Source organism: Mesorhizobium sp. P2_F5 (genome assembly GCF_056403715.1).
This window is the reverse complement of sequence record NZ_JBFUEY010000007.1, coordinates 72,842-95,946: the sequence shown is the minus strand read 5'-3', so window position 1 is coordinate 95,946 and position 23,105 is coordinate 72,842. Positions and strand designations below refer to the sequence as shown.

Genomic DNA, 23,105 nt, shown 5'->3' with positions numbered 1-23,105 from the left:
GTACCGCAGATGATCGAGCTTTCGCACCAAATGTCCGAACCCGTGGCCGAGTCCGTCCTCTCCGTCAAAGGCCTGTCCGTCATTCTTAGCCGCGAAGGCCGTCCTTCGCGCGTCCTCGATGGCATCAGTTTCGACATGCTTCCAGGCGAGATCATCGCACTGGTCGGGGAAAGCGGTTCCGGCAAGACAAGCATCGGGCTGACGCTTCAGGGGCTCCTGCCGCGCGAATACCTGCCGAAGGTTGCAGGTTCGATCCGGCTTGCGGGGATCGAGCTTGTCGGAGCGGGACGGCGCACCTGGCAGTCGGCCCGCCGTCACCTCGTCCGCGCCATTCCACAAGATCCGATGGGCGCGCTCAACCCCACGATGACGATCCGCCGCCAAATGCGGGAATCCAATGGGGGGGACGAGGGATCGATCGAAGACTGGCTTAGCCGAACCGGTGTCCCTGACCCGGACCGCATCGCCGATGCTTTTCCGCATCGTCTGTCGGGAGGGCAGCGTCAGCGCGTGCTGATCGCCATGGCGATGATGGCAAGACCGAAGCTGCTCATCGCCGATGAACCGACCACCGCGCTCGATGTCACCATCCAGGCGCAGATCCTCGACCTGTTGCGCGATCTCGCCCGCGAGCAGCAGACGGCTATTCTGTTCGTTACGCACGATCTGAGAGTGGCGGCCTCGCTTGCCGACCGGGTTCTGGTTCTCTACGCTGGACGCATCGTTGAAATGGGCCCCATGCGGGACGTGGCCCGCAATCCCGCGCACCCCTATTCTGCCGGCCTGCTCGCAGCTCGATACGATCTGGACTCTGATCGACGGCGCCCGCTTCCCACCCTCCCGCCCGAACGCACGCCCTCAAAAAATGTTGAGAGCGCCTGCGCCTACGCGACACGTTGCCCGATCGCCCAGCCAGATTGCAGGACGATCCGCCCACCGCTGGAGCCTGTTTCAGTCCACGGTGGCGCAGTCGCCTGCCTTCACCACCAACAAACCCCATCTCTGTCAGCGCAGCGCGCTGCTGCGGAACCATGGCCGGCCCAGACGATCCAGGAAACCGCCGCCTTGAGGCTGTCCAACGTCGGAAAAACATATCCGACAGGCGCCCGGTCGTTTTGGGGACGGCGGCAACCGCAGCCCGTCCTCAGGTCGGTCAACCTCACGATCAAGCTTGGCGAGTGCGTGGCCCTGGTGGGCGAGAGCGGCGCCGGCAAGTCGACCCTGCTGAGGATTGCTGCCGGGCTGGTGGTGCCCGAGAGCGGCACTGTCAGACGCTTCGACAAGCTTCCTCCGCAAGTCGTGTATCAAGACCCCGTGGCGGCGCTGACGCCGTGGCTCACGATCGGCGAGCAGATCGGCGGGCGCCTGCGGGCCGTTTCGCTGGACAGCGATTATGGTCGCCGTCGCGTCGCAGAGGCAATGCGGCTGGTCGGCCTCGATCCGACCCTGATGGACGCGCTCCCCGCCGAGATGTCGGTCGGTCAGTGCCAACGCGCCGTCTTGGCTCGCGCGGTAATCGTCCCCCCGAAGCTTCTGCTCTGCGATGAGCCGATCAGCGCCATGGACGTGTCACTGGCTGCCACCACCTTGAACCTTCTCAGCGACCTTCGGCGGCGGCTCGACATGGCGATGCTGTTCGTGACCCACGATCTGGCGGCGGCCAGAATCATCGCCGATCGTGTCGCGGTGCTGAAGGACGGCGAGTTGGTCGAGATTGCCGATCCAGATGCCATCATTGCCGCACCACAGTCCGCCTATACGCGATCTCTCGTCGCGGCGATGCCGAGCCTGCAGGCGGGAGACGGACGATGACCGGCAGGCCAGGACCGAACATTTTGCCTGCGCGACCTCGGTTCAACTGGCGTGATTTCTTCCGGCGTGCCGGTTGGCTTGAAAGCGTCGGCATTGTCGGCGTCCCTGTCGTCACCCTTGTCGCGGTGCTGGCGCCGTGGATCACGCCGTTCGATCCACAATTGCGCGTCGCCGCGGCCTACCTGCCGCCTTCGGCAGGACATTGGTTCGGCACCGACGAGATCGGCCGCGACCTGTTCTCGCGCGTCATTCTCGGCGTTCAATATACCTGGCTGCCGGGGCTTGCCGTGATTGGTTTCAGTCTCACTGTGGGTTCCTTGGTCGGATTGATTTCGGGCCTGGTGGGCGACAAGGTCGGTCTGGTCATCGAGCGGATCGTCGACTTGTTCCTGGTCCTTCCAGGAACGCTTATCGCGCTTGCTGTCGTGGCTTCGCTTGGCCCCGGGCTCGTCAACACGATGATCGCGCTCGCTATCTTCTGGTGGCCCTGGTACGCGCGCATATCCCGCGATGAAATCCGTCGCCTCAAGGCCCGTCCTCATGTCGAGGCAGCGCGTATCGCCGGGATCCGCGGTACGCGCCTGCTGTTGCGTTACTTGTTGCCGGGCGTGATCCCGGCCTTGCTTATCGGGGCGTCACTGGATGTCGCTAACATCATCATGACGATGTCGCTGATGTCGTTCCTTGGCCTTGGATTGCCGGCGCCAGCGCCTGAACTCGGAGCGATGACGTCACGCACCCTCGACAGTCTCACCGTCCATTGGTGGCTACCGATCCTGCCCGCCGCGATCATCTTTCTCCTCTGCCTCCTCGCCAATCTTGCGGGCGACGGCATTCGCGCCACGCTAAGGGGGGCCTAGATGCTGGCATATCTCACCAAAAGCATCATAGGCGCCGTCGTCGTTCTCCTGGTGATGAGCTTGATCGTTTTCGGTCTCCAAAGCATTATCCCGGCCGATCCAGCGCGGGCAATTGCCGGGCCGAGCGCCCCGCCGGAAACTGTCGAAGCCATGCGCGAGCAGCTCGGGCTCGACGACCCGGCTGTCGTTCAGTACGGGCGCTTTCTATTGCGACTCGCGCATGCGGATCTGGGGACGTCGGTGCGAACCCGGCGGCCGGTGGCTGACGACATACGGCAATATCTTCCGGCTACACTCGAACTCGGACTGACGGCAATCGCTTTGGGAGTGGCGCTCGCTGGCGTCATGGCGGCGCTTCAGTTCCTGATTCCGAGATCGAGCGGCATAAGGCTGGCCATGGTGGGGGTGGGCTCCACGCCGATCTTTCTGTCGGCCTTGCTGCTTAGCTACTTTTTCTGGTTCCGACTCGATTGGTTTCCCGGAGCAGGTCGGCTTGCCTACCGCGACTTTGCTGGCCCTACGGGACTCAACGTCATCGATGGAATACTGGTCGGCCGGCCCGAGGTCAGCGTCGATGCGCTGCTGCACATGATCTTGCCGGCGCTGGCGCTGGCATTGCCCATCGGCGTCGCGGTCGGGCGAAGCCTGAACGGTGCGCTTCACGACGTTATGAGTCAGGCATATGTTCGCACAGCACGCGGCAAGGGTCTCGGCGAGACAAAGGTGCTGCTGCGTCACGGATTGCGCAATGCCGCCACTGCGCCACTGTCAATGCTCGGCCTGCAAATCCGCCTTCTCTTCGGCAATTTGCTTATTGTTGAGCGCGTTTTCGGGTGGCCTGGTCTGGGTCTTTACACGGTCCAGGCTTTTGCCAGCGCCGATCTCCCCGCAGTGCTGGGCGTCGCCCTCGTCTTCGGCATTTTGTACATCTTGGCCAACACGCTCATCGAGATCGGGCAGTCGATGGCCGATTCCCGGATCAACCTCTGAAAGCGCCCACTCAGGAGCTTGCTGCCGAGGCGGCGGGTGTCTTGGTCGGGTCTGCAGCGCTTATGGGGAGGCTGAAGGTTATGGATGCCCCGCCTATCTTAAGATTTTCCGCCCAAAGCCGTCCGCGGTGTGCCTCGACAATCGAGCGGCAGATTGCCAGGCCCATTCCCATTCCATCCGGCTTGGTTGTGTAGAACGCCTCGAAAATCCGCTCCGGATCGCTAAGCCCGCGGCCGCTATCTTGCACCTCGACCTCGACCGTTCCGTCACTCTGACGCCGGGACACAATCCGCAGCCTGCGCGCGTCGATGCTGACATCCTGCATCGCTTCTATGCCGTTGCGGACGAGATTGAGGACGACCTGCTCCATCTGAACGTGATCGGCAGCCGTCGCAGGAAGGCGGGGATCGAGCTGAAGGTCCAGGTTGACGCTGCTTGATGCGAGCCTGTCAGCCAGGAGATCACAGACTTCGCGGACCACGGCGTTCAGATCGATCGCTTGCGGTTCGCCTTCGGTCTTGCTGAACAGCGCCCGGATGCGGCCGATCACCTGCGCCGTCGCGTCAGCGTTTCTGATGATTTTTTTGGCGACCCGGCTGGCGTGATCGAAGTTTGGCGGATCGGCGCTCAACCATCGCTGGAACGCGCCGGCGTTGGCCACGACCGCCTGCAGCGGCTGGTTGAGTTCGTGCGCAATGGATACCGACAGTTCGGCCAGGCTGGCGGCGCGCAAGGCACGCGCCAACCGTTCGTCCGCAAGACGCAGGGATTCCTGGGCGCGGACCTCATCGTCGATGTCGAAGTTGACACCGTACCAGCGAAGGATAGCACCGTCTTCGTCACGTAGCGGTTCGAAGCGCGAATCGATCCAGCGATATTCGCCATCCTTCCGACACAACCGACCTTTGTGCTGCAGGGGCTCACCGCGGGCAAAGGACTTTTGGAACACGGCCTTGACGGCCGCTCGGTCATCGGGATGGAACAACTCCACATGCGAAGCGAATTGCCGCGTGCCACGCGGTTCCACCTTGGCAGAGTCGATGCCCGCCCAGTCGACGAACCGTTTGTTGAAATAGTAGGGTAACCCCGCCGGCGTCATCAGCCAGATCATCGTGGGAACGGTATCGACCAGCAGCCTGAGCTCCCTTTCGCTCTGGCGCAGAGCGGCTTCCGCCTTGTACCGGTCGTCGATGTCCTCTGTACGGCCATACCAGCCGATAATTCGTCCCCGCTCGTCGCGTGAGGCAACACCGGTATCGCGAAACCATCGATAGGTGCCATCGAACCGGCGCAAACGCCGCTCGTCGACCATCGGCTCGCCCGTCTTCAGGCAGTGCTGCCATTGCGCCATGCTCGTCTCGACGTCGTCGGGGTGGACAAATCGCAGCCACCAGGAGTCGTCGGCCTCCATGATCCCGCGCATTTCTTTGGCGGTGACGCCAACATACTCAAGGGCTGCAGGATTGAGGAACCGAAGGCGCCCGTCCGGATTGGCGGACCAGCCGAGGCCGGGTATATCGGCGATATTAGGCCCGGTTCCCTGGTAGATCCGGTCAAAAAAGCTCATCCTTCTGAATATACTCACCACCAGCCAAAGACCAAAAGCTGCGGCAACAAAAGCCACCAACCTGACAGCGCCATCCTCGGCCCCGTATGCCGGCAGGATCAAAGCTGAAATCAGACTGCCTGCGGCAACAGCCGCCAATCCCGCCTTCCATCCAACGCAGATGCATATAACCGCAGTGGCGACCAGCAGGCCGGAAGGCTCGCCGGCAAACAATGAAAGCAAGACTGTCCCGGCGCCGATCGCCCCAGCCACGGCGCGGCGTTGTGTTATCGACCTCAGTTCCATTTGAGCCCCTCTCGAAACCGCCTAGACGGCGGTCTCGGTATCAACCGCAATCCCCGAGGGCCAATGCGCCTCGCTGCGCGCATATCCTCCCGGTCGCGAGAGCCGCATCTCGAGTGGCGTTCAGCGCATCTCAGCCGGCAGGGATTGCCAAGCACTCAACAGATGCGTCAGGGACCTTACACTCATCTTTTTCATCATGTTGCTCCGATGGAGCTTCACGGTGATTTCGCTGATGCCAAGATCGAATGCGATCTGCTTGTTCATCGCCCCGGAGACCACAAACCTAAGCACCTCACGCTCGCGGGGAGTGAGCGTCTCGTAAAGCGCTATGGTCTTGCGCGATACGGTCGCCGCCGCTCTTCGGGCAATATCGGCGGCGACGGCCGCCGATATTGCGTCAAGGAAGGTCTGGTCGCGCACGGGCTTGGTCAGGAAGTCAACCGCCCCCGCTTTCATCGCCTGCACACTCATGGCGATGTCGCCATGGCCCGTCAGGAATACAACCGGCGTGTGTATGCCCTTGGCCAGCAGGAGATGCTGGAGATCCAAGCCGCTCAGACCCGGCATGCGCACGTCGAGAACAAGGCAAGCCGGGCGATCCGGCAGCTCTGCGTCTAGCACTTCCTGAGTCGAAGAGAACGATATCGACTCGATGCCGACCGAATTCAGCAACTCCTCCAGGGAGTCGCGAACCTCTGTGTCATCATCGACCAGAATCGCTATGGGGCTGCCTACGCTTACGGAGTATGCTCCGGGTGCTGAATTTAGCATGCCCTTGATCCTCGCCTCGGGGAGATCTGCTGGACACGAAATTGGCTGCGTTCACACCTATATTATCAACCGCGTGTCCGCCACTCGTCAACCATGCCCTGCGCTTAATGCCCGCTGGCGGGAACCGATAGAGTAACAGGCAGTCCCGTATATGCCCCACCAATGTTTGACGTCACCGTTGAGACTTTACGTAGCGGAAATGTGATCGGCAGAGCTACTACGCCAAGGTGCCATCGAACCGAGAGGTTTCGATGCCCAACCTATGCTTCGGTATAGGTCTGCATAGCGCGCGGAGACGGCGGATCACGATCCGACAGGGGACCGCCAGACGCTTCCGCGTTCCATGGCAACGAGGCGTTGCCGGGACAAATGTCAGCTCATCTTGCTCGCTTGAAACGTCCTGCGCCTTTTGACAGCCCATCACCGATCAAAACCTCTCGATCGTCGGACGGCAAGGTTGCGTTCAGCGGCAGAACCTTGGGGGCGCGGGCGTTCCTCGTAGCCCAGTCGAGCGAGAAGTCCGCAACCTCCTCCCAGCCCGGCTGAATGCAGGTCCAGTGCGAGCGGTCGGGATAGATTTTGAGCTCGGTGTAGGACGGCGCCTGCTTCTGCTTCTCGAACATGGCTTTGGTCATCCTGGCCTGGGCAATGAGGTCGATACCGCCTCCGATGAGCAGCAGTGGTGCGCGATTGGGGTTGTCCCAGCGGATCTTCCCTGCGGCCGAGACCAGACCGTCCCAGTAGATTTTCCCTGGCGTGGGGACGATGTAGCGATCGTACATGGTATTGACCTGCCCTGCTGGCACGGTCTGCGCGAAGCGCATTCTGAAGAACCTCCGCGACATGGTCATGACGCGGCGCCAGCTTCCCCAGGAAAAGAACACAGGGAAGGTCGATTTGATGGTCTGCCACCCGACCAATACGCCGGAAGTCGGCGCGGGGTCGATGGCGACGCCGGCCACGCCGAGCCCTCGGTCAAGCAGGTGCTGCGTGACGGTACCGCCGAACGAATGCCCGATCAGGATTGGCGGCTCGGGCAGCGCACGGATGAGGCGATCGTAGTGATTGATGAGCTCGTTGATGCCGACCTGGGCTAGAGCGGCGTTCGGCGACGCACGCAGCTCGGCTGGAGAGCGGTCGTCAAGCGGCCAGGGTGGGGCGACGACGGTGTAGCCCCTGGCTTCGTAGCGGGCCTTGAAGCCTTCCCAGCAGTGGGCGTTCAGCCAGGCGCCGTGGATCAGCATGATGATTTTGGACATTGTTCTCTCCGTCGGTCCTGCTTGGCGCGATATGCCCGTGTTGCTGTCGCTCGATCGACCAGTGTGCCGATAAGAGCCATCGGAACGCTATGTGAGGGTGCGCGCACGGTCGATTGCATCAAGGCCGGGGACGACTGGTGCCGCCGCACAGGGTAGTCCCACGCGCTGGGTGTAGCCCAGCATGCAGGAGGGACAGCGATTGTCGGCTGCTCAACGCAGAGCCTTGCGACGTTTGCGGGAGATCACCCATGCCTGCGACGGGTCTGCCATAGACCTTCGCATTGGCCGAGCGACGCTTCCGTTCGATGGCCGCACAGACCGATGCGGTGCAAACGTTCCCCGCAGCCGCTTGGTGGCTGTTCATGGAGGCGCGTGCCAACCCATGGGGTCAGCAGCGGAGGAGGCCGATACGGCCGTGGATAAGGCGATCAGCAGGAGACAAACATGAGCTTAGCGGAGCAACAGATGACACACCAGAGCTTGAGCAATACCTCACAGCCGTCGATCAAGTACTGTGCCGACAAGATCAAGGCGAAGCACATCCACGGCAGACCGGATTCCGAGCTGGTTCCGTCGCGTTACGCACTTAAAGTCGGCGAGATTGATGTGTTGGTTGTCAGCGATGGAGTGCTACCAATTCCATCCCAGACTATCGCATACAACGTCGACCCGGCCGTCCGGTCAGCCTGGCTGGAGGACGAGTTCCTGTCGCCGGAGATGCTTGAGTGGCCGCTCAACGTGGTCGTGGTGCGCAGCGGCGGCCAGACCATACTCGTCGACGCTGGGCTAGGGGCGGACCCGGACTTGCACTTGCCGCGGGCCGGGCAGGTGATTCATCGACTGGAGGCTGCCGACATCGATCTCGCATCAGTGACCGACGTGGTGCTGACCCACATGCACATGGACCACATTGGCGGGCTGCTCATCGATGGCGTGAAGGAGCAGCTGCGTCCGGACCTGCGGGTTCATGTGGCTGCCGCTGAGATCAAGTTTTGGGAGTCGCCCGATTTCTCCCGTGTTTCCATGCCGCAGGGGTTTCCGGACGCGCTTCGGCGGGCAGCCAAGCGGTTCGTGAATGACTACCGCAGCCAGCTGCGCCCATTCGAAGACGAACACGAGGTGGCACCAGGGGTGGTCGTCCGTCGCACCGGCGGCCACACCCCCGGGCACAGCGTGGTCCGCCTGGCGTCGGGCGGCGACCGGCTGACGTTCGCCGGGGACCTTGTATTCCAGGTCGGGTTCGACCATCCCGACTGGCACAACGGCTTCGAACACGACCCCGAAGAGGCGGCCCGCGTCCGCATCAGTCTTATGCGGGAACTCGCGGCGAACCGCGAGCCGCTGGTGGCCACTCACCTGCCGTTCCCGTCAATCTGCCATGTGGCGGTGGACGGCGACGCCTTTCGTTGCGTACCGGCGGTATGGGACTACTGACCTTGCTGGGCTAGGACCGGAACCAGCCTGTATAACATCGCCGTCGAGAAACGTAGCACCATGATCGTCTGTTCGTGCAATGTGTTGACCGATCAGGATGTCCGCTCCGCTGTAAAGGCGGAGCGGCCGCGCTCGACCGGCCAGGTCTATGGCTGTCTCGGTTGCAGCCCCAAGTGCGGCCGCTGCGCGCTCACCATCCGTCGCCTCATGGACGAGGCGCTCGGCAGCGCCCATGCTGCATCCTGCAAAGGCTGCACGCGGTGCTCGCAATCGTGACTCGGCTTTCGCCGACCGAGCTTCAGGGAGGTATGGATCGCTTGCGTTAGGGGCGAACAACACGTCTCTACGCGTTTCAACAACCGATCGATCTTACGACATTACCGGCCGATCCACGCGGCCAGGTTTGTTCGCCTCCGATAAAGACACACCCTTCCCCGGTAGGCTGCCATTTCCAGCGCAGCCGTGCGCGACCATTCATCGATTGTTCTCAGCAACCCCCTGTGCCTTCGCACTCGTTTGAGGTGGCCGAGCCGTCGGTGATTTCAGCGATTCAAATACTGAGTTTTCCTGAACCGGAACGAAGCCATCGCCGAACAATGAAGCAAGTTGAATAGGCGGGAAGGCCGGTGCTTCCTCGGCTTCCATCCTCAGAAATTCCGGGCGTAGCCCATCGCCGCGTTTCGCAGCGATTTGGTGGAGACTCTGCAGTAGAGGCAGCATGATCAGACTCCTTCGCTATTTTCGGCTCGGTTGGCGCCCCGCAGTGGCTGGCGTCACGAGACAATTGCTTCAGAAAGCTCTCACCTGGCGAGAAGGACGGCTACGACGCTGACAGTTAGGCGCGACTATGCCGAGGTATGATCAGGCCGAGACAATTGCTCTGCGAACGCCCCGCCCAAGCCCGGATATCCAAAGTCCCAGCACAAGCGAAATGCTATCTGGAGGATTCGAGAAACTCTCGCCCCGGCTCGGCCAGTCCTTCGCTCAGGAAATCATGACCGAAAGTATTGGACGCATGTGCCCTTGGCATGATGGCTCACATCCCGCCTCGGTCGGCATATTTCACGGCATGAGGAATCTAGGAAAGCGAAGGCCGTGGCTTGCTTTGCCCTTGCGGCCGAGCCGATGAAGCAGCCTTTCCAATAACAGGAGACGCTATCGTGGCCGATCTCTCTGGACCCGAAACCGGCAGTGCCGAACATACAACGCCTGCCGAGGTCCCGGCCCGCGTCGAGGTCGATGTGTCCTTGCTGACCCCTGGCATGTCGCTGATTGTCAAATGGCGCGGCAAGCCGGTCGTGGTGCGCAACCGCACCGAGCAGGAGATGAAGGACGGCGAGGCCGTCAACCTTGCAGATCTCAAGGATCCGATCGCACGCAACGCCAATCTGCCGGCCGATGCGCCGGCGACCGACGCCAACCGCACCACGCCCGGCAAGGAAGCCTGGATGGTGATGGTGCAGGTCTGCACACATCTGGGCTGTATTCTGCTCGGCCAGGAAGGCGATTTCGGCGGCTGGTTCTGCCCGTGCCACGGTTCGCAGTACGACACCGCCGGCCGCATCCGCAAAGGCCCGGCGACGGAAAACATGGCCGTGCCGGTATTCAAGTTCATTTCCGATACCAAAATCCTTATCGGTTGAGGCAGGGGATATTTCGATGAGCGAGGGACACTCGACCTATACGCCCAAGACCGGTATCGAACGCTGGTTCGACGCTCGCCTGCCGCTGCCGCGGTTGGTGCATGATTCCTTCATCGTCTATCCTGTCCCTCGCAACCTGAACTACGCCTATACGTTCGGCGGTATCCTCACGGTCATGCTGGCATCGCAGATCCTGACCGGCATCGTGCTGGCGATGCATTACTCCGCGGATACGGGGCTGGCCTTCAATTCGGTCGAGAAGATAGTACGCGACGTGAATTCGGGGTGGCTGCTGCGCTCCCTTCATTCGAACGGCGCCTCATTCTTCTTCATCGCCGTCTACATACACATCTGCCGCGGGCTCTATTACGGATCCTACAAGGCGCCGCGTGAGCTTCTGTGGGTACTCGGTTGCACCAACCTGCTGTTGATGATGGCGACGGCCTTCATCGGCTACGTGCTGCCCTGGGGGCAGATGAGCTTCTGGGGCGCCACCGTCATCACTGGCTTCTTCAGCGCCATTCCGCTGGTCGGCGACTGGATCCAGCAGTTGCTGCTGGGAGGCTTTGCCGTCGACAATCCGACGCTGAACCGCTTCTTTGCGCTGCACTATCTGCTCCCGTTCATGCTTGCCGGCGTGGTGACGTTGCATATCTGGGCGCTTCACGTCGTCGGCCAGAACAACCCAACGGGCATCGACGTAAAATCAACGAGCGATGTCGTGGACTTCACACCTTACGCGACCGTCAAGGACGCGTTCGGCATTATCGTGTTCCTGTTCTTCTTCGCCTATTTCGTCTTCTACCTGCCCAACTTCCTCGGCCATCCGGACAATTACACGGTCGCCAACCCGCTGAAAACGCCGGCGCATATCGTGCCGGAGTGGTACTTCCTGCCGTTCTACGCGATGCTGCGCGCCATCACCTTCAATGTCGGACCGATCGATTCCAAACTCGGCGGTGTGCTCGCGATGTTCAGTTCGATCGCCATGCTGTTCCTGGTGCCGTGGCTCGACACCTCCAAGGTGCGCTCGGCGGTTTACCGCCCATGGTACAGGGTGTTCTTCTGGCTGTTCGTGGCCAATGCCCTTTTTCTCGGCTGGCTCGGCTCAAAACCGGCAGAGGGCGCCTACGTCACGATGTCCCAGTTGGCGACGCTATACTATTTTGCATTCTTCATTCTGGTCATGCCGCTGCTTGGGCTGATCGAGACGCCACGGCGCATGCCGCACTCGATCACTGAGGCGGTTCTCGAGAAGCGTGCGGCCAAGGCCAAGCCGGAAGAATAGAAACTGCCACGATCATCAACCGTGTCTAATCATGTCGCCAGAGACGAGAGCTTCAGGCCCCATCTGTTGGGCGCTCAAATCTGGATCGCACCGCCTTTCGCATCTGCCAGCGCGGTATCGGCTCGTGGGAAGGAGTTCGCCGGAGCGGAGCGGGGCGGCGGCTACCAAAGTGCCATCGGCCAGGGGCACACGCGCTAGCGGCGCCTAGACACCGGTCTTGAACTCCAGCTTCTCGCAAGATCACTGGAACACGAGCCGGCAATGCGGACAGATAGTGTCGGACAGGCAAAACGAGCCGACGACGACTGGCCCTTGGGCACACTGTGCACGGCGCTGCCGACCTCCTCGACAAATGCCACGGAACTCATGGCCAATTGAGCTCGCAGAAGGCTACCGTGCGATAGATGAACGGCGGACCGTTAAGACGCTGCTACGCGTCTGAACCCGCTGACTGGAAGCGCCGACACCAACCGACGCAATTTTGGGGGCGTACGCAGTTAGGAACAATTCCATATGGGCCACGTCCGCTATCAGGTGATGGCTAAGACTTCTCGATGGCCGACGTCAGTTGCATTCCAGACATTCACTCGCGTTGTGACGCTTGGTTGTCCGATCGCGACGGATGTCAACGGGATCAGCTACTATCAGCACCTCGGGCTGCTCAATGCTCTTGGCCAACGCAACATGTGGGGACACTGGCCGGATCGGTAGACTCCGATCTGGCACTCCACAAATCCGATGCTGCAGCCTGCGACGGCCGCGGGAAGTACGCATAAGATGCGATACCGGAATTGTGGCGGCCAAATTGCGAGCCTCTTCGCGGCTCCCTGGCCTCGGCGATCGGTTGGCTTCAGGTTCGCTGATGGGCTTGCGAACTCAACTCCGATCGAGCTTTTCGAGACGTTCAAGGAGGTTTCTGGCCGAATTGTGGTTCCAGAGGCCTGAACGCGGCGAGAGGACACCGACCTCGTTAAGTGCGCGCGCCAAGGCTGATGGCGAAACTTTCGAACCGGGCACTAGTTTCGCTGTGTGCGATCGAACGAAGTCTGCGAGTTGGCGTGCGAAGGCGTCAGCCTTGGTCTGATTTGCTAAGTTGCCCCTCTCCCAGTTGTTCGCCGACGGCTTTTTTCGAGTGGCTGCTGACCGCAGTCCAACTCTGATCGGCTTTGCGCGGCTCACCCGAATTGCTGCCGCGCGATTTATCATGTTTTTTTTCGTCTCCAACGACAGTGACGTCCAGAGACCGTTACGAGACACATCCCAAATATCAATGGATAAGGAGTCGAGAGCTTTCACACAGCCAACGATTTTCTCCACTGGAGTTCGGGACAGGAGCTCCGAAATATCAGCCATAACCAGAGGATATGCGCGGGCACTTGCGAGGCGGACTGCCTCCCGGAATTTCACGCTATCGGAAAAGGCTGTACCGGCGTGAGTTGTGGTTCCCCACTCTGTGTGAGCGAGTTCAAAACTATTGGCCGCTGCCCAACGCTGGATTATTTTGTGCTGTTGGTTCAGCCACGTGAGTGCTCGCAGTTCTGAATCGTCGCGCGGCTGTTTGGTGACACGGCTGAAGCAGAATGCCATAAATTTTTTCTGATCTGTCATTGGAATGACTGCACCATGTTCAGTGTTTTCAATGTCATCTGTTCGCCATTTATCTCGTGTGACAGAAGGGAGGAGGCGCAACTTCGGTTGTCGCAGGGCAGCTTCACCAGAGCGTGTATCGAGAGTTCATGCACAAAGATGCTCGACACCACTCGGAGCCAGCCCTGCACGTCCCCTGAGCGAACCTGAAGTGCTCGTACAGCATATCGAGCGTGTTACGACACAGATACGCTGCGGTGCCGGCGGATAACAGGAAGGCCAGTGATCTCCCAATCGCTGGGCAGAAGCAGCGGATACGATTTGCTCTATCATTCTTCGAGCCTTCACAATCGTCAGCGTTGTTGGATCAGAGCTTTTCTCCACGCGTTCGAGTGCACGACGGGTCTTCTGAGCGCTCTCGACACGTTGAAAGCGTTGAGTTTGCGAAAAGGACACGCTTGGGGATCTAATAACTTGTCTCAGACGAGAGACGCATCGCACTTAAGCAACACCAGAAGCCCTACCTCTCACCTACCCTTTACGAATCGTAGCCGCGGCGACACGATCACCCAGATGACGCAGTGCCATCAGCACGCGACCGGTCAACGCCTTGTAGGCGACCATAGGTACTTCTTGAGGTGTCGACATTGCAGCTGGAGCGTTTCCTATCTCTCTTGCCTCCGTGCGCATGGTCATCTGAAGAGCTCCGGTTCGCCTAGCTCTTGCATCGTCCATGGCTTTCAGCCCTACAACGCCACTATTCAGGAATTTGGTTCGACGTTCATTCTCTCTGAGATGGCTTAGAGCAGCGTGGTTACCCTTTGGCAGCGCACCCGCATCTGCAAACGTCGGCAGCCTGAACTGGAAGTAGCGACCTTGAAATGTCTGGAAGCGGAACGCCATCAGGCTTGCCATCGAGTCAATGCCGATGCTTCGCAGTTCGGTGTTGGAAAGCGTCACTTCAATCCTCACTCGTCTCTCATTGTCCGGTAGAATCAGGCGCTTCCCGGTGGCCTTGTTCTGCTGGTCCATTATCTTGATCATGGTGCGCCACGACGGTGAGGCTTTCTTTGCGCCCACGTAATAAGATGAATCAGCCACTGCCGGCCGGTCCATGTGGGTGGCTAGAAGCAGTTCGTCGTTTCGGTCGGGTCTGGCTTTTTGAGCAGCCAGCACGTGAGCAGTTTTCCCTGTACCCTTTCCCCATGTGAACCGCGGCCGATCGGATAGTTCGGAGATGACATCCCGGCCCGGAAGGTGGCTGCGTGCGAGAACGCCAAAGATCCTCGCCAGGCTGACGTCCGAGGGCACCTTCGGACGAAAGTCCACGCTGATCTCGAGGTTTTCGACCATCGTCGATTGAGCCAATCCCCATCTGCCGTCGATAGCGAGCTCAGCGGCCAGGAGGTCCGTTATTTCCGGTTCCTGAAAGCGGACGCGAAATTCCCGGTATTGGACTTTATCCTCGTCCCGGTCTTGCCAAACGAACGACCTGCTGCCGATTACCTTCTCGAGTTCAACGAAAATCCACCTCCATTGAGTCGGACGAACCGTCTGGAAAACAAGATCTACCCAGTCGATGACCGCGCTCGTGGTGTAGGCGTTAAGGTCGATCTCCGGCTCGAGCGTCAATCGTCCCCGCAGTCGAGCTTGGATGTTCGGCAGCCTTCTGCACTCATAGCGGATCTCTGCAGCAGCAGAGCCATCGTTGCTGGCTATAGTGATGTTCGCGCTTAGAGGCATCTGCTTGCTTTCGGTGGCCGGTTATCGAATTCTGTCGCCCGGAACATACTTCTAAGGTCGGGGTAAACCTTACCGGACGACTTGGAGGGCGAGATCAGTGGCCACGCTGTCAGGGAAGCTCACTGGAGAGTTCCTTTGCCGTTTCAGCGCTGGACTGCGCTCCAAACTTCGCCGGCCGGTGGCAAGCCCCCCCTGACAGCGCGGCCATTATACGTAGAGTGTGTCAGCGGCTCCCATTCACGGTCCCGATTTTCCACTTTCGGCGCGAGCGCAGTCAGTGCGGCCAGCCCAGCGAAGGGGGACGCCGGTTCACCGGCGTCCGTCGCATCAGGCTATTGCCAGAGCCCTGTAGTGGGATCATTGGCCATTGGCAGGGCTACAAGCTTGCCAACTTCTTCCAGCACCGCGTCTACCTTGGAATATTCGACCCATTTTTTCGATGGGTACGGTTCGATGGCCCGCAGTGCGTCGCGGATAAGTTCCGCTCTTGTACTGACAATGCGAAATCGCCTGAGCGTCACCAAAATAGCCGAGTGCTCAGGATCATAACGCCCATGCCATGTCCAAGTGTCATACCGATCTGCCGGGAGCGAAATTTCCACCAGCTCACGTATGAGGGCATCGATAACAGGTCCCGGCAGGTAGTTCCTGCCGGGAAATATCTCAGGCATACCCACGGTGCCGTAGCAGTCCTTGATCACCTTCGCGCTGCGATACCTAGCATCGTCATACATGTCGAAAGTGGCGCACTTGAACCGTCTTGAGGTCGTCCAGGACCACGGTTTCGGCCTCTTTGGCGTTCGGCTCCGGACAGCAGCGGTCATGCCGCACTCCTCAACTTGGTCGCTGAGCCTTTCTTAGCCAATATCGCTTTGAGTTCTGCATCCCTTACGCTTTGCCGTGCCTCAGACGCGCGACCAATTTCCCGCTCCCATGCGATCAGCTTGGCACGCGTATGAGTATCGAACTCAGGATCATTTCTCTGCTGCCGTTCAGCAACAAATGTGTCCCACGCAGCGTGTAATTCGCCATACATCTCGCCAAATTCGGCTCTGTCGCTCTTCGTCCTTTCCATATATCTTTCGAAGGCAGTTGCCCGCCCTTCTAGTTGGTCGATCTGCCACTCTGAATCACGAATGGCTTGCTCCGCCTGCTCGATCTCAAATTCTAATCGACGGACGTCCCGTTCTTTGCGGCCGGCTGCTCGCGCAATTCGCTTGATTGCCATTTCCTCAATCGACGGCGGCGTGTTCCTAAAGGTAAATTCGGCTACCCCGAACTCGTGATCTTCGGACTCGTCTCCGCCGTAATATTCGTCGCGTATGGCATTAAGGATTTCCGCGTCATCAGGAAGTTCCGCGGCGGCCCACTGCAGGAGCTTCCGAACAGGAACCTCTAGGTATCTGATGTTAAACTCATTTTGGATATCTTCGGGAAAACAGAAGCTCAAAACACGTTCGTATTGAGCGCCTTTTTCCTCGGCGTCATCATCCTCGAAGTCACTCGCTTGGTGATTTGATACAAGCTTATCCAGTTCCAACAAGACAGCCTGAACGTCAGCGTCCGGAATGGCATTGCTTGTATTCGTCCGTGGATCGGGTTGGATCGGTTGAGCAGGAGGGTTGGTCGGATTGGTCATTTGGTGGTCTCCTAAGGTTAGGGACAGAATTGTGCTCTACACATCTACGCAACAGCGTTCTCGGGGCGACGCCGACGCGTTGCCCCGAAGAACGCAATTTTGGTGCGCAGAATTTTGAGATTTGCGTGGTCGCCGCCCATCGAGGCGCGACGTGCGTGCTTCAAAGACGACCGATGGGCCTAACAGGGGCGATTTCGCCTTTTGTTGCCATCTGCGACCTGGCGACAAGGTGGCGTGTGTCACCCCGCGCCGCCGTGCCGATCATTCAGTTTTGGTCGCGCATCCGACGATCAGATTGCAACTTTCCACTCGGCCATACGGCAGAACAGAAAATAGCCCCCTCGAATATCTTCCAGTTGCACGTCGTCGTCGTCGATCTGCATTATGCACCCTTCCAGATAGGCTATGTAGCCGGCGTCGAACGGTTCCTGGACTTTTGTTTTGCCGAGAAGACGATGAGCTTCCTCAATCTGAAGCGAAGCGGCTCGATACAGGGCGTCAGCTCGAGCAAGTTGCTCGGGCCTGACTACGATTTCAGTCTCCGGCAAGTTGCTAAATTGATCAATGATGTCCGTCATGTTAAAGTTTTCCTTGTGATCGGCAGGAATAAGCCCCTGCCGTTGGCTACGTCGCCGGAGTGAGATCGGGCTCAATCGAAAATCACTCCGGCGAAATTTCTTTGCTCAGTCGAGACGCTCAGCCTCCACCTGTGTTGACGGGAACACGTAGCGAGCGGGCGCGTGGAGTGTCTTGGTCTCTTAATCCTCCTTAGCTTTCCATTGTGGCAGCGACCTGCGGACTTCCCTGTCCAATAGCCCCGCGATGCGGTTGAGCTTCGTTAGTTTGTTCACGATTTCATGCCGCCCTTCCGGCGTGGCTTGATCTGCAAGTCTGTGAAGTCGATCTTCCTCGCGTTTGATCTCACTCAGTTTGTAGCGGTTGATTATCCCTGCAAGCTGAGTGGCCGCGTCTAGCAAATTGGCGACCATGATCTCCGCACGGCCTATAGAGCCGGCGTTATCCACGTAGTCATCGTACCCGCCCTTCTCGATTTCACCTGTCGCAGACTTTGGATCACGGTCGTCCTCAAACTGGTGGGGATGGATGCCAGCAACATCCAGCGACATCTCAAAATTCGAGGCGTCCGGATCGTCCTTAAAAAACTTGAAGAACGGTTGTTTCAGAAAAGATCGCGTTGCTTCTTGCCGAGCTTCCAGTGCTCGGCGTTTCCGATCGCGATAGTCGCGCTGATATTCCGCCGGTGTCTTGACCATGTCGCACTCCTATTCGACGCCGTTTTAACACTAACGCGTTAAATGTCAATACCCTATTTGGGTTTAGAAACGCGGTCACCGTTGCGGGCGAAAACGGCATGTGAAGCATGCAATGCAGATTCCCGCATTGTGCGCGCTAATTGGAAGGCTTCTGACGGACAATGGAGGCGTGCAACCTGAGAACACAACAGCGTTCCGCGCGGTTAGGCAATGCGATCTAAGGCACTGCCCTTGCCCTTACGAAATCCAATTCCAAGACATCGGATAGTTGGATTTTTCTCCGCGGTCTCTCTGAGGAGTTCGGCCGCGAATAAACGATCATTGAAAGCGAAAAGCCGAGGCCCTCAATTCACCATCACACCACGCCTCTACACTCAGCCTCTCTACGATCCAGGACTTTGGAGCTCCCGTGGCCTTGTGCGTGTCTCTCTGCTGTTTAACTAATTCGCTCTCTACGCCAGCGCTATTAGTCTGATGGTGGTCAAGCTGTTGGCGTTCGTATGTCTGTTCGATCAGGGGTGAGCGCCAGATAGCTTCCGTGATGTATCTCGCTCGATCGCTGCGCTGACGGTGCTGTCGGTGTCTGGTGAGCTTCTCTGTCTGTTTCGCTGTTCGAGCCTTGGAAGCTGTCTCAGGTTGCGTTTGTCAACTTATTGCCGAAAAAGTGGTTTTGGGTCTGAGTTGTCAACTTAGCGTAAACTTAGCGTCAAGCGCGCTCTTACGGCTTAAGAGAACGCATTACATTCTGGTTGACAGAATTAGGTCGCGAACCGTCGCTATCGAATCGCCAAGTTGACATTGTCAACCTCCCCGCTCGTTCAGAACCGTCTCCTAAAAAGAGACTGGATCTCAACAATCATCGCCCAGGACATGCGGTTTCGCGCCCGACCTCCCGGACTTACCTCCGTATCCCTTCGCCGAGGGCCGCCTTCCATGATCGCGTCAATTCGCCGACGTTGAGATGATCTGAGGATTTGCGAGGGCGGGAAGTGTCCACAAAATTGGTTATGGACACAACTTTGACTGGGAGACGTCACCGCTCCTGGCCGGAAGCATTGAAGCGTGAGATTGTCGCTGCATCGTTGATGCCTGGCTCGTCGGTTTCAAAGGTCGCCCGGCAATATGATGTGAACGCGAACCAAGTCTTCAGTTGGCGCAAGCGCTATCGCGACGAAGTGCGTGTGCCGGCCGTATCGGCGGCTCCGCAATTGATCCCGATGATCGTTACAGCGGAACCGGACGCTGTCGCCACGCAGCCATCGAGCGTTGTGGCGACGATTCGCGTCGCGCGATTTGCGGGCCGCGAGAATGAGATTTTCTGTAATCGCTTTCGCCTGCTTCGGTCCACGGTTGGACATCTGCGCTACTGCCTCCATACTGGCTATAACCTCGGGTGTTAGTTTTCTTGGCTCATGCAAAGACACGCGACGTTCCAATGATTTTCATTTCTTCCATATTCAGTTGCGTAAAGTTACAGTTGCGGGGAGTTCGCAAAGGGTCACTGCCGTGGAGCGCAAGCTCGCCGTTATTTTAGCCGCCGATGTCGTTGGCTATTCGGCACTCATGGAGCGTGATGAGAAAGGCACATACGAGCGATTAAGTGCCAGACGCAAGGAACTGTTCGAGCCAGAAATAGCCCGTCATCACGGCCGAATTTTCAAGCTCATGGGTGATGGCATGCTGGCCGAGTTCGGCTCTGTCATCGACGCTGTCGAATGCGCCGTAAGCCTGCAGCGCGGACTGGCCGAACGAAATGCTGCGATTCCAGAAGATCAGCGCGTGCTCGTGCGCATCGGCATCAATCTGGGAGAAGTCATCGTCGAAGGCGAGGACCGCTATGGTGAAGGTGTCAATATCGCCACGCGCCTCGAACAACTAGCCGACCCTGGAGGCATCTGCGTCTCGGGCAAAGTTGCAAAGGAAGTCGAAAAAAAGCTTGCCTTCCGCTTTGAATCGATGGGCGACCAGAAGGTCAAGAACATCGCCGAGCCGGTGCAGGCTTATCGCGTGAGGCCGGACGGCGCGGCCAATGCGCCGCCGCTTCCGAAGCACCTGCCCTGGCAACGTCTCGTCGCAGGTCTGGCGCTGGCCCTCATTCTGGCTGGCCTCGCGGGGGGCACCAATTACTGGTTCATGCGGCACACTCCTGTTACCGAGACCGTCTCGACGGTAGCCGATAATAAGCCTTCGCTCGTAGTGCTCCCCTTCGCCAATTTGAGCGACGACAGGGAGCAAGGCTATCTGGCCGACGGCATCACAGAGGATTTGACGACCGAGCTTGCCCGCATCCCCGGTCTCTTCGTCATCTCGCGCAACGCAGCCTTCACCTACAAGGGCAAGGCGACAGCGCCGTCGCAAGTCGCCAAAGAGCTTGGCGTGCGCTACATCCTCGAAGGCAGCACGCGACGCATAGCCGATGACCTGCGCATCAATGCGCAGTTGATCGACTCGCAATCGGGTGGTCATCTGTGGGCCGAGCGCTTTGAGGGCAAATGGGCCGATGTCTTCGCGCTTCAAGACAAGGTGATCGCCAACATCGCCGGAACCCTGGAGCTGCGGCTGGTCTCTGGCGAAGGTAAGGAAGGCGCTGCGGGCGGCACGAACAATCCGTCGGCGTATGATGCCTACCTCAAAGGACTTGAACTCTCCTATCGCGGAACGGCTGAGCATACCAAGAGCGCAATCCCGTATCTTCTGGAGGCCTTGAGACTCGATCCTGACTTCGGTCGCGCCAGTGCCGAACTCGCTTGGCTCTATTGGAACGCCGATGACAAGGCGTCGCAAGCCGTCCTTGGGCTGTCGGAGGCGGAGATCAATGCCAAGTCAGACGTCTATTTCGCCGATGCGGCCAAGCATCCGTCGGCTATCTTCTATATGCTTCTTGCTGAGCACTCGATCTCGCGCCATGAGCACGATGCGGCGCTAGCCGCAAGCGAAAGAGGCATCGCCCTCGACCCCAGCAACCCCTATATCTTCGAGGAAATGAGCTGGGTGCTCACCCTGAGCGGACGGCCTGCGGAAGGACTTGAATATCTCGAAGCCGTCAGGCGCATAGACCCGCGCTGGAATTCCGGCCGATACGTCATGGCGGCGCTAGCCTATATAGGTCTCGGTCGCTTCAGCGAAGCCGCCGAGGCGCTGGAGAAGTCGAATCCCAGCGCGGAAGATTCGCCCTACTGGTCGATCTTTTGGCTTGGCTATCAGCGCCTCAGACTGCTCATCACGGTTTACGGACATCTCGGTCGAAGCGCCGATGCGGCGAGGGTCAAAGAGCAGATCACATCCTACATCGCCGGTCGTGGCTATGACGAATTCACCGTATTGCTTGCGACAAAGGATTACAGCTTCAAGAACGATGCCGATCTCGAGCGCATTCTTGACGGGCTCCGCAAGGCCGGTGTCCCCGAACTGCCATTCGGCATCGACCCGAATTCCAAGGATCGCCTGACCGGGCCCGAGATCAAGACGCTTCTATTCGGCCACGAGCTGCGCGGCCGGGCGCTTACATCGGCAGACGCGTATTCGCGAACAACGACACTCGACGGAACGTCGCGGGTGATGGTCGGTTCCGAAATGGTGGAAGGCAAGACCCGAATTGTCGGCGATGTGTTCTGTAACCTTAGCGGCGGCGGGCAATCATGCAGCGCCATCTTCCGCAATCGCGCCGGCAGTGCCGCTAACAACTATCAGTATCTTCTGGTGAGTCAAAACGCCCGGTTCGAGTTTTCAGTGGTGAAGTGAGCTAGCCCAAGGACCGCAATCCCACCATTCTTGCCGCCGATGTGATGAGCTATTCCGCCATGATGGAGCGGACGAAAAAGGGACGCATGAGCGGATGAGCGAGGGCAGGAAGCTTCTGTTCGATTCGGAGATTGCGCGCCGTCATGGTCGCATCGTCGAGCTAATGGGTGATGGCATGCTTGGAGAATTCGGTTCGGACGGCTCCCAGAGTTTCACTGTGCCGCTCGCAAAATTTATTCGCCACATCGCAATATCCTCGCGAGCCGTGCCGTCTTCAGCGCATCGATCTCAGTAGATGCGCCGCCACGATGTGGCGATGGCGTCGCACACGCGGGAGGATCGCGTCCGGGTCGCTAATGCTCGCCCGAATCCTAGCGGATCGGACGCCGTTGCGAGCGAACGACGAGAACGGCCCGTTGTTCTTACCTCCCATCGAAAGTGGAGCATTGTCGGAATTTTGTCTGCCGCAACAGGAGGCATCCCCACCGCTGACCAAATACCCTCTAGGACTTCGCTATGGGGCATCCCCTCAAGCGAATAAAGTCGATTGGTTCCCAGGAACCGAGGCGCACGTCGCACAAGCCTATCCGTGGCACCAGCGATCATTGGGGCCACGGCTGTAAAGCATCCGATTGTGCGGACGGGATTAACGTTCACTCCCAGTCGGATACATCCGCCCAGACCGGAGCGGCCATCGGCTGCCGGGCTTTGGTCATCGGCATCGATCGACCTGCCGCGATGTCATTGGCCAGGGTATGGTCCGATCTTCCCAAAAATCGCGCGCAATATCTTTGCGCGTTTTGCGGTCAGGGGTGGATCGGTATTATCGGAGGCCCTACGAAGCGCCTCGACCCAAGACACCTCGTTCTCGCTCACCACAGTTCCGAAGATCTGCTTGATCGCCACCAACGCGCTGCTCTCAAAGTATTGCTCGAGCGCCAAGAGAAATAGCCGCGCGGGGTCGCACTCAAGGGCTTTCGCAAGCCCCGGAACCCGATCAAACGGCACTTTCGTCGCGCCGGACTTTATCATCGAGAGAACATTGACATTGGTGAATCCTGCTTGGACAGCGATGTCTTTCTGGCTCTTCCGCCCCTTTAGCTGATCGATGCGACCATCTATGAACCTTGAGATTTCCGTATTTGCATTTGGACGACCTGGAGGTGTGTTCATGTTATTCTTGCTTTCTGCTACATAAGATAATTTACATCT

At 58.9% G+C, this 23,105-nt stretch carries 20 protein-coding genes; 9 read left to right on the top strand and 11 right to left on the bottom strand.

The window, feature by feature from the left end; all coding sequences use genetic code 11:
- Positions 1-9 precede the first annotated feature (9 nt).
- Genes AC1DYO_RS12330 through AC1DYO_RS12320 form a run of 3 tightly spaced genes read left to right on the top strand, consistent with a single transcriptional unit; the run spans position 10 to position 3,662 of the window.
- Positions 10-1,812: an oligopeptide/dipeptide ABC transporter ATP-binding protein gene (locus AC1DYO_RS12330; protein ID WP_477263495.1), complete on the top strand. Its 1,803-nt coding sequence runs from the start codon at positions 10-12 to the stop codon at positions 1,810-1,812.
- Positions 1,809-2,672, top strand: coding sequence for an ABC transporter permease (locus tag AC1DYO_RS12325; protein WP_477263493.1), 864 nt, complete (start codon positions 1,809-1,811; stop codon positions 2,670-2,672). Before AC1DYO_RS12330 ends, AC1DYO_RS12325 begins: the two co-directional genes overlap by 4 nt.
- Positions 2,673-3,662: an ABC transporter permease gene (locus AC1DYO_RS12320; RefSeq protein ID WP_477263491.1), complete on the top strand. Its 990-nt coding sequence runs from the start codon at positions 2,673-2,675 to the stop codon at positions 3,660-3,662.
- A gap of 10 nt (positions 3,663-3,672) precedes the next feature.
- Here AC1DYO_RS12320 and AC1DYO_RS12315 read toward each other — a convergent pair whose 3' ends face one another.
- The 3 genes from AC1DYO_RS12315 to AC1DYO_RS12305 all read right to left on the bottom strand — a co-directional run bounded on the left by AC1DYO_RS12315 (position 3,673) and on the right by AC1DYO_RS12305 (position 7,544).
- Positions 3,673-5,514 carry a PAS domain-containing sensor histidine kinase gene (locus AC1DYO_RS12315; protein WP_477263489.1) on the bottom strand — a complete coding sequence of 614 codons (1,842 nt, stop codon included), beginning with the start codon at positions 5,512-5,514 and terminating at the stop codon, positions 3,673-3,675.
- Positions 5,515-5,634: 120 nt separating this feature from the next.
- Positions 5,635-6,285, bottom strand: coding sequence for a response regulator transcription factor (locus tag AC1DYO_RS12310; RefSeq protein ID WP_477263487.1), 651 nt, complete (start codon positions 6,283-6,285; stop codon positions 5,635-5,637).
- A gap of 377 nt (positions 6,286-6,662) precedes the next feature.
- Complete coding sequence (locus AC1DYO_RS12305; RefSeq protein WP_477263485.1) at positions 6,663-7,544, bottom strand: alpha/beta hydrolase; 882 nt, start codon at positions 7,542-7,544, stop codon at positions 6,663-6,665.
- Positions 7,545-7,988: 444 nt separating this feature from the next.
- Here AC1DYO_RS12305 and AC1DYO_RS12300 point away from each other — a divergent pair, with 444 nt between their 5' ends.
- Both AC1DYO_RS12300 and AC1DYO_RS12295 read left to right on the top strand, forming a co-directional pair.
- The gene (locus AC1DYO_RS12300; RefSeq protein WP_477263483.1) at positions 7,989-8,978 is read left to right on the top strand and encodes an MBL fold metallo-hydrolase; all 990 of its coding nucleotides are present in this window, start codon (positions 7,989-7,991) and stop codon (positions 8,976-8,978) included.
- Positions 8,979-9,038: 60 nt separating this feature from the next.
- On the top strand, positions 9,039-9,254 hold the full coding sequence (locus AC1DYO_RS12295) for a (2Fe-2S)-binding protein (RefSeq protein WP_477263481.1): 216 nt from the start codon (positions 9,039-9,041) through the stop codon (positions 9,252-9,254).
- A gap of 198 nt (positions 9,255-9,452) precedes the next feature.
- Here the strand turns inward: AC1DYO_RS12295 and AC1DYO_RS12290 are convergent, their stop codons facing one another.
- Positions 9,453-9,698, bottom strand: coding sequence for a hypothetical protein (locus AC1DYO_RS12290; RefSeq protein ID WP_477263479.1), 246 nt, complete (start codon positions 9,696-9,698; stop codon positions 9,453-9,455).
- A 440-nt stretch (positions 9,699-10,138) separates the two neighbouring features.
- Between AC1DYO_RS12290 and petA the strand changes: the two genes are divergently transcribed.
- Together petA and AC1DYO_RS12280 are read left to right on the top strand one after the other, a co-directional pair.
- Positions 10,139-10,621: a ubiquinol-cytochrome c reductase iron-sulfur subunit gene (gene petA, locus AC1DYO_RS12285; RefSeq protein WP_477263477.1), complete on the top strand. Its 483-nt coding sequence runs from the start codon at positions 10,139-10,141 to the stop codon at positions 10,619-10,621.
- 16 nt (positions 10,622-10,637) lie between these two features.
- Positions 10,638-11,909, top strand: coding sequence for a cytochrome b (locus AC1DYO_RS12280; protein WP_477263475.1), 1,272 nt, complete (start codon positions 10,638-10,640; stop codon positions 11,907-11,909).
- An 876-nt stretch (positions 11,910-12,785) separates the two neighbouring features.
- Here the strand turns inward: AC1DYO_RS12280 and AC1DYO_RS12275 are convergent.
- The 6 genes from AC1DYO_RS12275 to AC1DYO_RS12250 form a co-directional block, all read right to left on the bottom strand.
- On the bottom strand, positions 12,786-13,517 hold the full coding sequence (locus AC1DYO_RS12275) for a hypothetical protein (protein WP_477263473.1): 732 nt from the start codon (positions 13,515-13,517) through the stop codon (positions 12,786-12,788).
- A gap of 510 nt (positions 13,518-14,027) precedes the next feature.
- A complete protein-coding gene (locus AC1DYO_RS12270; protein ID WP_477263471.1) occupies positions 14,028-15,239 on the bottom strand; it encodes a hypothetical protein in 1,212 nt (403 codons plus the stop codon).
- A gap of 332 nt (positions 15,240-15,571) precedes the next feature.
- Positions 15,572-16,063, bottom strand: coding sequence for a hypothetical protein (locus AC1DYO_RS12265; protein WP_477263469.1), 492 nt, complete (start codon positions 16,061-16,063; stop codon positions 15,572-15,574).
- Positions 16,060-16,878, bottom strand: coding sequence for a hypothetical protein (locus AC1DYO_RS12260; protein ID WP_477263467.1), 819 nt, complete (start codon positions 16,876-16,878; stop codon positions 16,060-16,062). Before AC1DYO_RS12260 ends, AC1DYO_RS12265 begins: the two co-directional genes overlap by 4 nt.
- A 290-nt stretch (positions 16,879-17,168) precedes the next feature.
- On the bottom strand, positions 17,169-17,456 hold the full coding sequence (locus AC1DYO_RS12255; protein WP_477263465.1) for a hypothetical protein: 288 nt from the start codon (positions 17,454-17,456) through the stop codon (positions 17,169-17,171).
- 180 nt (positions 17,457-17,636) lie between these two features.
- Entirely contained in the window at positions 17,637-18,152 is a 516-nt protein-coding gene (locus AC1DYO_RS12250) for a hypothetical protein (RefSeq protein ID WP_477263463.1), read from the bottom strand.
- Positions 18,153-19,159: 1,007 nt separating this feature from the next.
- Here AC1DYO_RS12250 and tnpA point away from each other — a divergent pair.
- Positions 19,160-19,552, top strand: coding sequence for an IS66-like element accessory protein TnpA (tnpA, locus tag AC1DYO_RS12245; protein ID WP_477263461.1), 393 nt, complete (start codon positions 19,160-19,162; stop codon positions 19,550-19,552).
- 106 nt (positions 19,553-19,658) lie between these two features.
- Positions 19,659-21,893, top strand: coding sequence for an adenylate/guanylate cyclase domain-containing protein (locus AC1DYO_RS12240; RefSeq protein WP_477263459.1), 2,235 nt, complete (start codon positions 19,659-19,661; stop codon positions 21,891-21,893).
- Between the two features lie 741 nt (positions 21,894-22,634).
- Here AC1DYO_RS12240 and AC1DYO_RS12235 read toward each other — a convergent pair.
- Positions 22,635-23,066 carry an XRE family transcriptional regulator gene (locus AC1DYO_RS12235; RefSeq protein ID WP_477263457.1) on the bottom strand — a complete coding sequence of 144 codons (432 nt, stop codon included), beginning with the start codon at positions 23,064-23,066 and terminating at the stop codon, positions 22,635-22,637.
- Positions 23,067-23,105 lie beyond the last annotated feature (39 nt).